Raw genomic sequence first — 15,325 nt, 5'->3', positions numbered from 1 at the left:
ATTAAATTATTTCTTTTTTGCCGGAGCCTTCTTAGCCGTTGTGGTTTTCTTGGCAGCTGGCTTTTTTGCTGCCGGTTTTTTCTTTTCTGCAAAGGCTTTCGGATCCTGATCAGTGATCCATTTTTTAACCTCATCTAAAGAAATTTCCTTGAGCTCTTCAGCATCATATTTGGTATCATCTGCTTTTTTCGGAATCTTGAACATTCCTTTTCCGAATTTGATGAATGGCCCCCATCTTCCGTTTTCAATAGAAATTTTTTCTTTTTCCCACTGCTGGATGTACCGGTTGGCTTCTTTTTCCAATTTAGCATCAATTAACTCGTTGATGTCGCTTTGGGAAAGATTTTCAAAATCATATCGCTTCGGCACATTCACAAAAATATCTTTATACTTGATAAACGGCCCGAATCTTCCGGAACCTTTCGTTACAGGCTCGCCTTTGTATGTTGCAATGGGTGCGTCTGCGATTTTCTTTTCATTGATAATTTCCTCTGCACGTTTCTGGTCTACCGAAAGCGGATCTTCTCCTTTAGGAATGCTGATATAGGTTTCGCCCCACTTCACATATGGGCCGAATCTTCCGACTCCTACGGAAACCGGCTGCCCGTCTACTTCGCTGAGATCAAACGGCAGCTTAAATAATTCCAGCGCTTCTTCAAGGGTAATGGTGGCGATGTTCTGCCCTGTCATTAATGATGCGAAGACCGGTTTTTCTTCGTCTTCCGTTTCCCCGATCTGGATCATCGCTCCGAATCTTCCGATTCTCGCATGAACATTTTTGCCGGTTTTAGGATCAATACCGAGAAGCCTGTCGCCGGTAGCACGGTCTGCATTTTCTTCCACATCTTCGATTCTCGGATGGAACTTCGAGTAGAAATCTGTCATCATCTGTTTCCATTTCTGGTCTCCACTGGCTATTTCGTCGAAGCCTTCTTCCACTCTTGCAGTGAAACCGTAATCCAGAATTTCTTTAAAATTATCGGTGAGGAAGTCGTTTACTACCTCACCGATATCGGTGGGAACAAATTTATTTTTATCCCCTCCGAATTTTTCTTCAAGGACTTCTTTCTTTATTTTATCTTTTACCAAAGATATTTTTACCACCTCCCGAATTTGCGGCTCAATCTCACGCTTGTCTACATATTCACGATTCTGAATAGTCTGAATAGTTGGTGCATACGTAGAAGGGCGTCCGATTCCCAGCTCTTCCAGCTTTCTTACCAAGCCTGCTTCAGTATATCTTGCGCTTGGTCTTGTGAATTTTTCTGTAGCGGTAATCTTTTTATAATCTAAAACTTCACCCACTTTTACTTTAGGAAGCAGCTTTTCGTTGTTTTCCTCATCATCTTCTTCGGTTTTTACGATACCATAAGCTTTTAAGAAACCATCAAAAATGATAACTTCTCCCTGTGCTTCAAAATTCTGCGGCAATTTTGCATTTCCTATTTCAATAACGGTTTTCTCAATTTTAGCATTCGCCATCTGAGAAGCCAGTGTTCTTCTGTAAATCAACTGGTATAATCTGTTCAGTTGAACATCGCTTACTGTTTTTACCCCAAAGTCTGTAGGACGGATCGCCTCGTGCGCCTCCTGAGCTGATGATGATTTTGTGGTATAATTTTGTGGTGAAGAATATGCTGCTCCGTATTCTGAAGTAATCTGTTTTTTTGCTCCTTCAATTGCTTCCTGGGAAAGGTTCACGGAGTCTGTTCTCATGTAAGTAATGTATCCTTCTTCGTATAACCTTTGTGCAAGACGCATGGTAGTTGTTACATTGTATCCTAATCGTGAAGAAGCTTCCTGCTGCAAGGTAGAAGTGGTAAAAGGTGCCGAAGCAGATCTTGTTCCCGGCTTTGTTTCGACATTTAATACTTTGAATTCTGCCGTCTGCGCCAGTTCAAGGAATTTTTCTGCGTCCTGTTCTTTGTCAAAGTCTTTTTTCAGTTTTGCCGCAATCTCCTGATTGGCCGAATTAAGGAAAACTCCGTCAAGCTTAAAGCTCGCTTTCGGAACAAACTCACGGATTTCTTTTTCTCTTTCAACAATTAACCTTACGGCTACGGACTGCACTCTTCCTGCAGATAATCCGGGTTTTACTTTTTTCCAGAGCACGGGAGACATTTCGAAACCTACGATTCTGTCCAACACCCTTCTTGCCTGTTGTGCATTGACAAGGTTTTGGTCAATATCTCTTGGATTTTCAATAGCTTTCAGAATGGCATTTTTAGTAATCTCATGAAAAACAATTCTTTTTCTGTTTTCCGGTTTCAGCTTCAATTCGTCGGCGAGATGCCAGGCAATAGCTTCCCCTTCACGGTCTTCATCGGATGCAAGCCAAACCATTTCGGCTTTTTTCACGGCAGCTTTTAATTCGGTCACCAATTTCTTTTTGTCTGCAGAAACTTCGTAATCCGGGCTGAAGGTTGTCAAATCGATTCCCATCCCTTTTTTAGGAAGATCACGGATATGCCCAAAGCTGGATTTCACTTCAAAATCCTTCCCCAAATACTTCTGAATCGTTTTTGCTTTTGCCGGTGATTCGACGATTACTAAATTTTTCGACATTCTAAAAATTTTTGCAAAAGTAAAGTTTTTTTATTAGATAGGTTTTGTCCAGGGTTTTATTTTAACAATATAAGCTATTAAGACTTTCAATAGTCGTTAAGGGCATAATTATAATATCCAGTATATCATCATTTCTAATTTGTAGATTATTTCACTTCAGCTATGGCAATAAAAAGTTTTTATATAATTGTAAAGTAAATCTTCCTGCTGTAATATTGTTAAAAGTTGAGAAGAGAACAAAGTTGAATAGGACAAGAAAGATGATAAAGGCGTATATTAATCTTTTAGTATTCTGTGAAACTACATACATCGCATTAGGAATAATTATATAAGAAAAGCCAATAAATGCTCCTGCCATTCTGGATGAAAATATAGGATTATCCCTAAAGATAAAATACATGCAGATGCCGAAGACAGCAAAGACTTTATGATATTCATAATAGGGATATTTTTCTTCCATTGGTTTGTCAAACGTAAATAAGAAAAATGTAAGAATGGCCATTATTGCTTCCGGCACGCCAAGACCTCCGTTAAGTCTCTGTACCGATTCATCTACGTAACCATTAAAACCTTCAACAAGTGTGCTGTCGGAGGCCAGATTCTCCAAAAAGCTTCCAAAAACTCTGTAAATTTCAAAGGGAGACGCGAAAATTGATCCAATAATAAGACTCAACATTACAAACCGGTTTAAAGGAAGCTTTACCAGCCAGTACATGGGAAGGAAAAGGTAACAGACATTATGTATTCCTGTTGCTATAAAAACCCATAAAAGATATTTCCAGAGATTCCGTTCTTTTATATACCTTATGGCAAAGTAAATAACAAATGTTCCGAGATTTTGTCTAATTTGTCCGCTTTCCCCAATAAAAAAATTGGGAATAAACATGAAAAGTGTATAGGTAAAAGGATAGAATGTGTTATCTTCCGTGTATTCAATTTTAAAAAAGATAGCGAAAGTTGCAATTACCAGTGTTACCAGGTAAAACGGAGCATTAAATACATTCAGCAATATTTTATTGATAAGAGCATATAACCATTCAATTTCAACAACTTCCGCCCCTTCTATGTGTAATGCTTTCAGGATAATACTGGTGTAATCTTTTGTATCGGAATAGATATAAATGCCTTTATAACTTCCATAATCCGGCCCTACATTCTCCCGAAGTCCCGCTATGATGATGAGGTAAACACCCAAAAACCAAAACCATTTTTTATCAACTTTTTTTACAAAAACCTCCTGAATGCTGAAATAAAGCATATAGATTAATGCAATTAAATAATAAGGATGCAATAAACTCATGATTTATATTTTAGAGTTTTAAACTGGTAAAATGCTATAATTAAGAAAGTAAGAATTATCGGTAAGAAAAGCCTGATTTCCCAGAACAATCCCACGATGGTAATCATGAACAAATATGGTAGTGAGAAAAAAAGATATTTTTTTATTAATTCCTTATTTACATCCTCTGTACAAAATTTATAGATAAAATAAATAACAATACAAACAAACACCAACCCTGCCAGATTAAAAGGACTGGTAAAGTTCCTGTTGATATAAAATCCTTCCACAAATGTAACTTCAGAATTTACAACTATCTGTCTTAATCCCAAGTACGGAACAATAAAAGCAATAATCAAAGGAATTACGGCAAATATTGATCTAAACTGAAGCTGTTTTAATTTATTCCAATTGAAAAATAAAGCTGTAAAGAAAGCAATATTCAGACAGGCCGTCTCTCTTACAAACGTAGATACAGCAATAAGAATCACCAAATATAAATAGAATCTCATTTTCTGAGTGAGATAATATCTCAATGTAAGGTAAACCCCAGACAAATAACAGAATAAAGCAATAGTATCGCAATTTGTGGGAGCATATTGTGTGATTACGATAAAGAATACCGAAAGAAGATGAACTATTCGTCTTACCTTAATATCAATAATAAATTCTGATGGATTAAGTGTGAAAATCTTATTTAATATCAAAGAACATAAAATGAAAAAAAAGCTGTTTACTAAAAAAAGACCATGATAAAAAGGGGTCCCGTTTTTAGAAAGAAAATTTTTGAGAAAAGGGATTTTATATTGGATAAAATATTCCATAAAACCGGTCATTTTCACACTGATATAATTGGGAATTACCCGGTACGCATAGACGGAATTAAATAAAAATTCGGGAGGTCTTTCTGAAGTTTTCAGTCTCGTGTAAGAAGATTCAAATCCATAGTAGGACATGAAGTACAGCAGGAACGGCAGAATTATTACGAATAACAGTCCGTTTATTTTTTCATCATTTGTTGTAAACATAATAAATTCTAAGCAATGCTTAGTTTTTTTTATATTATTAATAGGAACTTCTGCAAATGTATATTTTTTTTCGTTACGATTAAATATTTTATTGATTTTCAGATAAACTTATTGTAAAACACTTTGAACTAATCCTGAAAAAATTAAATTTGCAAACTTGATTCTATCATGTGATGCATCGTTTTTTCATATTCTTATATTATTTTATTTCTAAAAACAAGCTTCTCTCTGTATTTTTTGCAGTCGGAATTGCTTTACTATGCGGCTTCTTTGCCTCAAAAATTAATTTTGAAGAAGACATCAGCCAGATCATCCCAAAAAATGAAAAATCAGACCTTACGGCAAAAGTGCTGCAGCAGCTTAATTTTTCAGATAAAATCATTGTTATCATTGAAAACCGCTCCAAAGAAGACAATTTCCAGCTGTCCGAAACGGCAGACGATTTCTTACAAAAGATTGAGCCTTTGCAAAAATACATTGGTTCCATTCAGGGAAAAGTAAACGACAATGAAATCTCAGAAACCTTTGAATTTGTCAACCAGAATCTTCCTTTATTTTTAGATGAAAACGATTACACTGAAATCGACAGAAAACTGAATAAAGACAGCATTGCAAAACAAGTAGAAAATAACTACATCTCGCTGGTTTCCCCTACAAGTCTGGTTACCAAAGAATTTATCAAAAAAGACCCGCTCGGAATTACTTTTTTAGGAATAAAAAAACTTAATGCCTTAAATATCAGTAAGGATTTCAAACTTGAAAACAGCTACATCGTCACCAAAGACGGGAAAAACCTTTTGTTGTTTATCGATCCCAAAAATAAAAGCAGCGACACCAAAAACAACGAATCATTCATCAATGATTTAAATCAAATAAAAGACAATCTGAATAAGCAGTTTAAAGGAAAAACAGAGATCAGCTATTTTGGTTCTCCCGTTATTGCGGTTGCCAATGCGCAGCAGATCAAAAAGGATATTCAAAATACGGTGATGATTTCAATGACCGTTCTTTTGATTTTACTCATCTATTATTTCCGGAATTTTTTTACGCCATTCATTGTATTCCTTCCAACGGTTTTTTCGGTTTTGCTCGCTTTACTGATCCTGTATTTCATTAAAGATAAAGTTTCCGCCATTTCATTAAGTGTAGGTGCTATTCTCATCGGGATCACAATAGATTATGCACTCCACATTCTTACCCACTACAAGCATAACAATAATATTGAAGAACTTTACAGGGAAATCACGCAGCCCATCATACTAAGCAGCGCCACGACAGCAATTTCCTTTCTCTGTCTTGTATTGGTGCGTTCCGAAGCATTAAAGGACCTTGGACTTTTTGCAGCCATTACGGTTATGCTATCCTCCGTTATGGCACTGATTATTATACCGCAATTATACCATCCTAAAAAACAAAAAAAAGCCAACAGCAACTTTATTGATGCAATAGGTTCTTATCCTTACGAAAAAAACAAACCTCTGATTATCGGCTGTTCGGTGATTATTATTGCCTGCCTTTTCGGGTTTCGGCATGTAGGGTTTAACGAAAATATCGGAGATTTAAATTACATCCCCAAAGATTTAAAAATAACGGAAGCAAAACTTGAAAAGCTTTCCGACATCACTTCAAAATCTATTTATACGATTTCTTACGGAAATTCGGCAGAAGAAGTGCTCACTAAAAATTCAGAACTGAATCGGTTTCTGGAAAAAGAAAAGCAGGAAGGAAAAATATTAAGCTACAATTCTCTGGGAAAAGTGGTTCTTTCTGAAAAAGACCAGCAGAAAAAAATTGAAAACTGGCATAAATTCTGGACATCGGATAAAAAATCACGCACCATTTCCGAGCTTATTCAAAACGGAAATCAATATGGTTTTAATGACGCTGCATTCAATCAGTTTAATGATAATTTAAATAAAAATTATACGCTGGTAAGCCTTAAAGACTACGAAAAAGTAAAAGCATTGCAGGTTTCCGAATTCCTGAGTGAGGAAAAAGGATTTTATACCGTATCGAATGTAGTAAAGGTTGATGAAAATAAAAGAGATGCATTCATCAAAGATGTTGAAAAAAAGCATGATGCTCTCGCCATCGACCGGCAGCAGATGAATGAAAACTTCCTCGGATTGCTGAAAAGAGATTTTAATACGCTGATTAACTATTCTCTTTTAGCTATTATTTTAACAATCATTCTATTTTTCAGGAATTTTGAGCTTACCCTTCTTACGATGTTCCCGATTGTCCTTACCGGAGTTGTCACAGCAGGAATGTTATATTTCCTCGGATTAGAGTTAAACATCTTCAGCACAGTCGTTTGCACACTGGTTTTCGGAGTTGGAGACGATTTCAGCATCTTCCTTACACAAGCTATGCAAAAAGAGCACACAACCGGAAAAAACGAACTTCCTACATACAGAACGTCAATTATTCTGGCGGTTTTTACGACTGTGCTGTCTATCGGTTCGCTTATCTTTGCCAAACATCCTGCGCTTCACTCTTTAGCATTGGTTGCTTTAATAGGAATGTTTTCGGTAATTGTAATTACCTCAACCTTATATCCATTCTGGTTTAGGCTGCTCATCACCAACAGGGCAAAAAAAGGGCTTTCTCCTATTACGTTAAGGCTTTTCATTCACTCCGTGCTGTCTTTCCTGTATTACGGCTTGGGAGGATTGTTTTTCTCATTGTTTATCAGCCCGTTTACAAAAAATTCCAAAGGCAAAACTTTAAACTTTTTTAAATTAATTTCTGCTAAATTTTTAACTTCCGTGCTATTTACCAATCCATGGGTAAGAAAAAAGATCATTAACATTTCGGGAGAAGATTTCAGCAAACCAGCTATTATTATTGCGAACCATACTTCATTCCTTGATACACTGGCAGTAGCAATGACTACCCACAAGTTTGTTTTCCTTGTTAATGACTGGGTATATCAATCTCCGGTTTTTGGGAAAATGGTGAGAGCATTAGGCTGCTATCCTGTTTCACAGGGTATAGAAAATGGAGTCAGTAAGCTGAAAGAAAAAGTTGAACAGGGGTATTCTCTTGTTGTTTTCCCCGAAGCAGAGCGTTCTTATACAAACAATATTAAAAGATTTCATAAAGGGGCATTTTATCTTGTGGAGCAATTCGGGCTGGATATTGTACCGGTTTATATTCACGGGAATTCCGAAGTGCTGCCGAAAGGAGATTTTATCATTTATGACGGAGCCATTACCGTAAAAGTGGGTGAAAGGATAAAAAATGAAGATGAAAGTTTCGGGGAAAATTATTCGGAACGTAGCAAAAAAATCAATGCCTATTTCAGGAAAGAATTTGCTGCGCTCAAAAATGAACTCGAAGACGAAAATTATTTTAAGGAAAAACTGTTTTTAAGCTTTTTATACAAAGATTCCGACATGGTAAATGAAGTTAAAAAAGATTTTGACAATAATAAATCAGTCTATTTTGAACTGGGTAAGCATATTCCTAAAGATGCCAATATCCTTCATATTGCAGACGATTTCGGACAGAAAGACATTTTGCTTACCCTGCAGCAGGCGGGAAGAAAAATATTCAGTTATATCAAAGATGATGAAAAAAGACAGATTGCCAAACAGAACTACCTGGTAAAAAGAAGGAAGATTAACTACATAAACGACTTTCAAGAAATCAATAAAAACATTGATATCCTCCTGATTTCGGATGAAAAATTCAACATCGGTTCCTTGGAAAAACTTCCCGGAACCATTATCTTTTGTGATATAGAAAATAATATATTAGATAATGCTGATTATTCATTAAAATTCAGTTATGGATCATTAAAAATATTTACTTCAAAATAATAAATATGAAAAGCATATTTTTGTAAACGGATAAAAAGAATTAATGAAAAAGAATATACTTGTTATATATTATACCCAATCCGGCCAGCTTGAAGATATTGTAAAAAATATCGCACGCCCGTTTGAAGATAAAAGCCAGGAGTATGATGTAACCTACTACAACATAAAGCTGAAGAAAGACTTTCCTTTTCCGTGGTCAGGAGATGTATTCTTCAACACTTTTCCCGAATCTTATCTGCAGATTCCCTGCGAAATTCTGACGCCCCCCGAAGAAGTGCTGAATAAAAAATTTGATCTGGTTATTTTCGGGTATCAGGTTTGGTATTTAACACCGTCTATTCCCACTATTTCTTTTCTGAAAAGCGGCTTTGCCGAAAATATTCTTAAAGACACTCCGGTCGTTACCGTTTCAGGCACAAGAAATATGTGGATGTTTTCACAGGAAAAACTTAAAGTTTATCTAAAACAAATGCAGGCGAAGCTTGTAGGAAACATTGCTTTGGTAGACCGACACGACAATTATACCAGCGTACTGACCATCCTTCGCTGGATGACCACCGGAAAAAAAGAAAAATCAGGGATGCTTCCCGCAGCAGGAGTTTCAGATGAAGAAATTAGCGGAGCCGGAAAATACGGAAGAATTATTGAAAAACATTTCTCCGCCAATACGATGGAAACGCTTCAGCCGGATCTCGTAAAAAACGGAGCCGTAGAAATCCGTGCCTTCTTGGTGAGAGTAGAAAAAGTAGGAAATAAAATTTTCAAAGTGTGGTCTAACCTCATCATCAGGAAAAAAGAAAAGCGACCATTGCTGATCAAATTCTTTAAGGTATATTTGATGGCTGCAATATGGATTGTATCACCAATAGTTCTGGTATTACATTTGCTCACAACACCTATCTTTTGGTTTAAAAGAAAAAAACAAAGAGAATATTTACAAGGAATTAATATAAAATAGAATGAACGACGTATTTATCACAAAAGCTTCAACATACCTGCCGAATGACCCGGTTTCTAATGATGAAATGGAAACGTATCTTGGCTATATCAATGAAAAACCGTCAAAAGCAAAAGCTTTAATTCTGAGGAACAACAAAATTACCACAAGGTACTACGCTTTAGACCAGGAAGGAAAACCTACCCATACCAATGCCCAGATCACCGCAAAAGCCGTTGAGGGCCTTTTCGATGAAAATTTTGGCAAAGAAGATATCGAGCTGCTTTCATGCGGAACTACTTCTGCAGACCAGATCCAGCCTTCTCATGCTTCTATGGTTCATGGAGAGCTTAATTTGAATAAATCAATCGAAATCAATACCTCAACGGGGCTTTGTAATTCCGGGATGAATGCCTTCAATTACGGATTTCTTTCCGTAAAAGCAGGGGTTAAGGAAAATGCAGTGTGTGTAGGCTCAGAAAGATTTTCAGCATGGATGACTGCCGATAAATTCAATCACGAAGCAGAAAATTTAAAACTGCTTGAAGAAAGACCGATTATTGCCTTTAAAAGAGAATTTTTAAGATGGATGCTTTCAGACGGTGCCGGTGCATTACTTTTGGAAAATAAGCCAAGGCCAAATAGCACTTCCCTGAAAGTGGAGTTCATCGATTTCTATTCTTATGCCCACGAAATTGAAGCCTGCATGTACGCAGGATGTGAAAAACAGGAAGACGGCAGCCTGAAATCATGGGCAGATTATCCTTCAGACGAATGGCTGAAACAATCTATTTTTGCTCTGAAGCAGGATACAAAAATTTTAGATCAGTATATTTTGGTAAAAGGTGCAGAAAGTTTAAGATCATCTTTCGACAAGCACAATCTTGATCCAAATACAATAGACCATGTATTGGCGCACATTTCGTCAGGATATTTTAAAGAAGGTTTAAAAGAAGAATTTGCCAATGTAGGATTGGATTTCCCTTGGGAAAAATGGTTCTACAACCTTTCGGAAGTAGGAAACATCGGTGCAGGTTCTATTTTCATTGCTCTTGAAGAATTAATGAATTCAGGAAAACTGAAAAAGGGAGAAAAAGTACTGCTTTGTGTACCGGAAAGCGGAAGATTCGCATATTCTTGTGCATTATTAACAGTGGTATAAATGGAAAACCGATTGCCCACATCCGATCAGGATTTTGTGGAAAGCTTAATTCCACAGCGGTTTCCTTTTGTGATGGTAAACAGCATTGCAGAATATTCAGAAAATCATCTGATTGCAGGATTTACGCCGTCGGAAGAAAATATTTTTATGCAGGACGGAACTTTCCAGGCATCAGGATTACTGGAGCATCAGGCACAGAGCGTAGCTTTGCACACTGGTTACAAATATTATTTATTAGGAAAAGAAGCGCCTACAGGATATATTGGTGCCGTTAAATCATTTGAAGTAAATAACCTTCCGGAAAAGGGAGATCAGCTAGTATCCGAAGTTTCCATTATTAATGAAATGATGGGGGTGACTTTGGTAAATGTCATTACGAAGGTTAATGATGAGGTTGTGGCGAAATCTCAGATGAAAACGGTTGTTATGTAATATTTGAATTAAAAATTTTGCGATCTTGCTTAAGTCAAACGGCTTTACGTTTAAAATATATATCATTTAATGGAAATAAAGGAAGAAAACATCATCAATATCCATAATTTTCTCCCGCATCGCGATCCGATGCTAATGGCAGACTATATCTTGGAGCTGACCAAAGAGAATGTGGTGACTTCCTTTGAGATCAGGCAAAACAACATTTTTGTACACGATAACGAATTTGCAGAAGCAGGTCTTATCGAAAATCTGGCCCAAACCTGTTCTTCGATATTCGGACAAAGCTTCTTCGAAAATCCGGATGCAGATACCAAAGTGATCGGTTTTATTACCTCCATCAAAAAAATAGAGATTTTTACCTTGCCGAAAGTTGGTGACAAAATTATTTCCAAAGCCTCACTTCTTTCGCAGTTCGGGAATATATGCAATATATTTTGTGAAACCTTTCATAATGATCAGCTTTTAATCAGAGCTGAAATCAATTTGTTTATTCAAGAAGTAAAAAACTGAAACGATGAAAAAGCAAGACCTTCCACAGGACGAAAGCAACCTTAAATCAGCAAACATGACTGAAGTGTTGTATGTGACGGATGAAAATGACAATTACACCACCGCCAACAGCATTGGCTGGGATGCCAAAAAAGCAGCGCTGGAAGAATCCATGGATCTTATACACGAAAGAATTGAAGAAGCAAAACAGAATGTTGCCAATAATGTGGTAAGTCCTATTGTTTATTTCATGGAACTGAATAAAATGGATCTGCAGGTTCTTGCAGCCTACGTCGGAATGTGGCAATGGCGCGTAAAAAGACACGGAAAACCAAAAATATTTAAAACACTCAGCGAGTCTACCCTTAAAAAATATGCAGATACATTCGGCATCACAGTAGACGAACTGAAAAACTTCAACGGAAAGTAAATTATCGTTGAAAAGTAATAAACCAAGCTAAGAATGAAAATTAATTTTGAACACCATCAGACTGCACATTGCGAGAACGGTGTTGCTTCCAATTTATTATTGAACAAAGGGCTGAAAATCAGCGAACCCATGATCTTCGGAATCGGTTCCGGGTTATTTTTTGTTTACCTCCCTTTTTTAAAAGTAAATTTTGCGCCTGGCTTCAGCTATCGCCCGATGCCCGGAGCTATTTTCAGCAAAGCCGCAAAAAGACTGGGAATTAAAATTAAAAGGCTTAAATTTTCCAATCCTCAGGAAGCTCAGAAAGCACTTGAAAAAAACCTCGAAAATAATATTCCTACCGGCCTTCAGGTAGGTGTTTTCAACCTTACCTATTTTCCGGAAGAATATAAATTCCATTTCAATGCGCACAATCTTGTAGTGTATGGAAAAGAAGACGGAAAATTCCTGATCAGTGATCCAGTAATGGATTATGTAACCACCCTCAGTGAAGCCGAGCTGGAAAAGGTAAGATACGCCAAAGGAGCACTTCCTCCGAAAGGCCACATGTACTACCCTACTTATATCCCGGAAAATATTCATCTGGAAGAAGCCATCAAAAAAGGAATTAAAGATACCTGCAAAAACATGCTTGCTCCTGTACCGATCATTGGGGTAAAAGCCATGAGATGGGTTGCCAAAAGCATCCCGAAATGGGCAGCTAAAAAAGGAACAAAAACAACCAATCATTATTTGGGACAGCTGATCCGTATGCAGGAAGAAATAGGAACGGGAGGAGGTGGGTTCAGGTTTATTTACGGCGCTTTCTTACAGGAAGCGGCTGTTATTCTTAAAAATGATGAATTAAAAGAACTGTCGAAAGAAATCACCATGATCGGTGATCTCTGGAGAGATTTTGCAGTGGATATTGCCCGGGTTTACAAAAACAGGAACTCTAAAAGCGATATCTATAACAACCTTTCAAAATCAATGCTTCACATTGCAGATCTGGAAGAAGCCTTCTATAAAAAACTGAGAAAAGCGATATAACGTGGAACATTTTATTGAAATAAAAAACCTCTACAAAAAATACAAAAATGCAGAAGACTTTTCTGTAAATGATATTTCGTTGAACATTGCCAAAAACGAAATTTACGGAATCCTTGGACCCAACGGAGCCGGGAAAACCACGCTTATATCCATACTTTCCGGATTGATTAAACCTACGTCGGGACAGTTTACCATCGACGGGCTTTCGCCCCAGAAACACGGCTTTAAACTAAGACAGATTATTGGCATTGTTCCCCAGGAATACGCATTGTATCCTACTTTAACCGCAAGAGAAAATTTAATGTTCTTCGGAAGCCTTTACGGTTTAAGCCACAAAAAACTAAAAACCGGAATTGATGAATCTCTGGAAATCATGGGACTTTCGAAATTCGCCGATAAAATGGTAGAACAATTTTCCGGAGGGATGAAGCGCCGCTGCAATCTCATTGCAGGAACTCTTCATAACCCGAAAGTTTTATTTCTGGACGAGCCCACTGTTGGTGTTGACGTACAATCTAAAAAAGCAATTATTAATCATCTTTTAGAACTGAATAAAAAAGGAACCTGTATTATTTATACCTCACATCACCTTTCGGAAGCGGAAGAATTCTGTACCAAAATTGCCATAATTGATCATGGAAAAATTCACGCCGTTGGAACCCCGGAAGAGCTGGTAAGCAAGGTATGCAGCGCGGAAAATTTAGAAGATGTCTTTATTTCATTAACCGGAAAAGAATTACGAGATGTTGTTGTATAAACTGTGGCGAAGCTTTATTAAAGAAATCCTTCTCCTGAAAAGAGATATCGGAGGAATCGTCATCATTTTCGTGATGCCCTTGCTTTTGATTGTTACCATTACTTTAATTCAGGATTCTACCTTTAAAAATATGGAAGGTTCAAAAATCCCGATTATTTTTATTGACAACGACCGATCTGAAATTTCAGAAAGCATAAAGAAACAGCTTGAAAATAGCAAAACATTTGAGCTGCTGACTGATTTCAATGAAAAATCTGCCGAGAAAGCTGTATTCGGAGGAGATTACCAGATGGCGATTGTTATCCCAAAAAATTTAACGAAAGATATCAACTCAAATATTGATTCTAAAGTTCAGTCCATTGTAAGCTCATTCGGATTGGAAACAGATTCTTCTGCAATAAAACAGAATACTTCAAAAGCAAAAGACATCCGGCTCTACTTTGATCCCGCAACCAATATCAGCTTCAAAAACAATGTCATGAATGCGGTGAACAAAATGGTTTTTGAGATTGAAAACAAAAAGATTTACAAAGCATTTCAGGATCAGTTGGGAACCACGGAAGATCTTAAAAACAGCAGCCTGATTGCCTTTAAAGAAATCACTCCCCAAAAAGAAAATATAGACGTGCTGCCAAATTCCGTTCAGCATAATGTTCCGGCCTGGGCTTTATTTGCGATATTTTTCATCGTTGTTCCGCTCTCAATCAATTTAGTTAAAGAAAAAAGCCAGGGAACAAGTGTAAGGGCAAGAATAAGCCCTACTCCGTATTTCATTCATATTTTAGGAAAAACATGTACCTATCTTATTATCTGCGTCATTCAGTTTTTGCTGATGGTTGCGGTGGGAATTTATCTTTTCCCTTATATGGATCTTCCACAATTTGACGTGACCGGAAAAATGCTTCCGTTAATCATTGTTACTATTTTTGCCGGATTAGCTGCAATAGGTTTTGGGGTTTTGCTGGGAACTGTTGCAGATACTCAGGAACAGTCGGCACCATTCGGAGCGACTTCAGTAGTCGTTTTAGCAGCCATTGGCGGAATATGGGTTCCTGTTTTCCTGATGCCGGAATTTATGCAGGTCATCGCCAAATTTTCCCCGATGAACTGGGGTCTAAATGCATATTATGATATCATTTTAAGAAACAGCGGGATCGGCGGCATTGCAGAAGAAATCATTTTCTTATTTTTATTCTATATAGCCATGGTTGCTGTTGCACTATTTTATGAAAGAAAACAAAATGCAGTGTAACTTTAACCACAAAGGTCACTAAGATTTTTCACAAAGAGCACAAATAAATGAACTATTTGAAAATTTAGAGATAATTTTTGTGTTCTTCGTGAAATACTTTGTGTTTCTTGTGGTAAAAACGGAAATCTAAAAAACACA

Annotated in this window: 12 protein-coding genes; 9 read left to right on the top strand and 3 right to left on the bottom strand. The window is 37.0% G+C overall.

The features are described from left to right. Positions 1-6 precede the first annotated feature (6 nt). From topA to SOP96_RS17420, 3 genes are all read right to left on the bottom strand, one after another. Positions 7-2,565 carry a type I DNA topoisomerase gene (topA, locus tag SOP96_RS17430; protein ID WP_326322168.1) on the bottom strand — a complete coding sequence of 853 codons (2,559 nt, stop codon included), beginning with the start codon at positions 2,563-2,565 and terminating at the stop codon, positions 7-9. Positions 2,566-2,725: 160 nt separating this feature from the next. After that, positions 2,726-3,865 (bottom strand): EpsG family protein, encoded by a 1,140-nt coding sequence (locus SOP96_RS17425; RefSeq protein ID WP_326322167.1) that lies wholly within the window; start codon positions 3,863-3,865, stop codon positions 2,726-2,728. After that, positions 3,862-4,872 carry a hypothetical protein gene (locus SOP96_RS17420; protein WP_326322166.1) on the bottom strand — a complete coding sequence of 337 codons (1,011 nt, stop codon included), beginning with the start codon at positions 4,870-4,872 and terminating at the stop codon, positions 3,862-3,864. The genes SOP96_RS17425 and SOP96_RS17420 overlap by 4 nt, the downstream gene beginning before the upstream one ends. 173 nt (positions 4,873-5,045) lie before the next feature. Between SOP96_RS17420 and SOP96_RS17415 the strand changes: the two genes are divergently transcribed. The 9 genes from SOP96_RS17415 (at position 5,046) to SOP96_RS17375 (ending at position 15,187) form a co-directional block, all read left to right on the top strand. Beyond that, entirely contained in the window at positions 5,046-8,696 is a 3,651-nt protein-coding gene (locus SOP96_RS17415; RefSeq protein ID WP_326322165.1) for an MMPL family transporter, read from the top strand. Positions 8,697-8,739: 43 nt separating this feature from the next. Further along, the gene (locus SOP96_RS17410; protein ID WP_326322164.1) at positions 8,740-9,654 is read left to right on the top strand and encodes a dialkylrecorsinol condensing enzyme DarA; all 915 of its coding nucleotides are present in this window, start codon (positions 8,740-8,742) and stop codon (positions 9,652-9,654) included. 1 nt (position 9,655) lies between these two features. Beyond that, positions 9,656-10,795, top strand: coding sequence for a beta-ketoacyl-ACP synthase III (locus SOP96_RS17405; RefSeq protein ID WP_326322163.1), 1,140 nt, complete (start codon positions 9,656-9,658; stop codon positions 10,793-10,795). Next, positions 10,796-11,227: a hypothetical protein gene (locus SOP96_RS17400; protein WP_326322162.1), complete on the top strand. Its 432-nt coding sequence runs from the start codon at positions 10,796-10,798 to the stop codon at positions 11,225-11,227. A 69-nt stretch (positions 11,228-11,296) separates the two neighbouring features. Beyond that, positions 11,297-11,740: an ABC transporter permease gene (locus tag SOP96_RS17395; protein WP_326322161.1), complete on the top strand. Its 444-nt coding sequence runs from the start codon at positions 11,297-11,299 to the stop codon at positions 11,738-11,740. A gap of 4 nt (positions 11,741-11,744) precedes the next feature. Then, a complete protein-coding gene (locus SOP96_RS17390; protein ID WP_326322160.1) occupies positions 11,745-12,149 on the top strand; it encodes a hypothetical protein in 405 nt (134 codons plus the stop codon). 33 nt (positions 12,150-12,182) lie between these two features. Then, positions 12,183-13,178: a BtrH N-terminal domain-containing protein gene (locus SOP96_RS17385; RefSeq protein WP_326322159.1), complete on the top strand. Its 996-nt coding sequence runs from the start codon at positions 12,183-12,185 to the stop codon at positions 13,176-13,178. A gap of 1 nt (position 13,179) precedes the next feature. Then, the gene (locus tag SOP96_RS17380; protein ID WP_326322158.1) at positions 13,180-13,935 is read left to right on the top strand and encodes an ABC transporter ATP-binding protein; all 756 of its coding nucleotides are present in this window, start codon (positions 13,180-13,182) and stop codon (positions 13,933-13,935) included. Beyond that, positions 13,922-15,187: an ABC transporter permease gene (locus tag SOP96_RS17375; protein WP_326322157.1), complete on the top strand. Its 1,266-nt coding sequence runs from the start codon at positions 13,922-13,924 to the stop codon at positions 15,185-15,187. The genes SOP96_RS17380 and SOP96_RS17375 overlap by 14 nt, the downstream gene beginning before the upstream one ends. Positions 15,188-15,325 lie beyond the last annotated feature (138 nt).

This window comes from Chryseobacterium salviniae (assembly GCF_035819015.1).
Classification (GTDB): domain Bacteria; phylum Bacteroidota; class Bacteroidia; order Flavobacteriales; family Weeksellaceae; genus Chryseobacterium; species Chryseobacterium salviniae.
The sequence above is the reverse complement of the archived record's forward strand: the minus strand, read 5'-3'. Positions and strand labels throughout refer to the sequence as shown.